The sequence below is a fragment of the Pseudomonas sp. 86_A genome, assembly GCF_017491705.1.
GTDB classification, from domain to species: domain Bacteria; phylum Pseudomonadota; class Gammaproteobacteria; order Pseudomonadales; family Pseudomonadaceae; genus Aquipseudomonas; species Aquipseudomonas koreensis.
Window position 1 is genome coordinate 1 of sequence record NZ_JAFGYS010000040.1, and the last position, 1,123, is coordinate 1,123.

At 58.1% G+C, this 1,123-nt stretch carries 3 protein-coding genes; all 3 read left to right on the forward strand.

Annotated elements, in window-relative coordinates; all coding sequences use genetic code 11:
- Positions 1 to 279: phage minor tail protein G (locus J5M57_RS27835; protein WP_207872057.1), on the forward strand; the 279-nt coding region annotated here is incomplete at its 5' end.
- Complete coding sequence (locus J5M57_RS27840) at positions 261 to 695, forward strand: phage tail assembly protein T (RefSeq protein ID WP_000459457.1); 435 nt, start codon at positions 261 to 263, stop codon at positions 693 to 695. The genes J5M57_RS27835 and J5M57_RS27840, both read left to right, overlap by 19 nt.
- Positions 688 to 1,123, forward strand: a 436-nt coding sequence (locus J5M57_RS27845; protein ID WP_042054039.1) for a phage tail length tape measure family protein, incomplete at its 3' end; no start/stop codon positions are given. The genes J5M57_RS27840 and J5M57_RS27845, both read left to right, overlap by 8 nt.

The following is a 1,123-nucleotide window of genomic DNA, read 5'->3' on the forward strand; positions in this document are numbered from 1 at the left end:
GTGGAAGACGCCATCAGAACCGGCGCGTTTCTGGTGGCGATGTCCCTGTGGCATAACCATCCGCAGAAGACGCAGATGCCGTCCATGAATGAAGCCGTTAAACAGATTGAGCAGGAAGTGCTTACCACCTGGCCCACGGAGGCAATTTCTCATGCTGAAAACGTGGTGTACCGGCTGTCTGGTATGTATGAGTTTGTGGTGAATAATGCCCCTGAACAGACAGAGGACGCCGGGCCCGCAGAGCCTGTTTCTGCGGGAAAGTGTTCGACGGTGAGCTGAGTTTTGCCCTGAAACTGGCGCGTGAGATGGGGCGACCCGACTGGCGTGCCATGCTTGCCGGGATGTCATCCACGGAGTATGCCGACTGGCACCGCTTTTACAGTACCCATTATTTTCATGATGTTCTGCTGGATATGCACTTTTCCGGGCTGACGTACACCGTGCTCAGCCTGTTTTTCAGCGATCCGGATATGCATCCGCTGGATTTCAGTCTGCTGAACCGGCGCGAGGCTGACGAAGAGCCTGAAGATGATGTGCTGATGCAGAAAGCGGCAGGGCTTGCCGGAGGTGTCCGCTTTGGCCCGGACGGGAATGAAGTTATCCCCGCTTCCCCGGATGTGGCGGACATGACGGAGGATGACGTAATGCTGATGACAGTATCAGAAGGGATCGCAGGAGGAGTCCGGTATGGCTGAACCGGTAGGCGATCTGGTCGTTGATTTGAGTCTGGATGCGGCCAGATTTGACGAGCAGATGGCCAGAGTCAGGCGTCATTTTTCTGGTACGGAAAGTGATGCGAAAAAAACAGCGGCAGTCGTTGAACAGTCGCTGAGCCGACAGGCGCTGGCTGCACAGAAAGCGGGGATTTCCGTCGGGCAGTATAAAGCCGCCATGCGTATGCTGCCTGCACAGTTCACCGACGTGGCCACGCAGCTTGCAGGCGGGCAAAGTCCGTGGCTGATCCTGCTGCAACAGGGGGGGCAGGTGAAGGACTCCTTCGGCGGGATGATCCCCATGTTCAGGGGGCTTGCCGGTGCGATCACCCTGCCGATGGTGGGGGCCACCTCGCTGGCGGTGGCGACCGGTGCGCTGGCGTATGCCTGGTATCAGGGCAACTCAACCC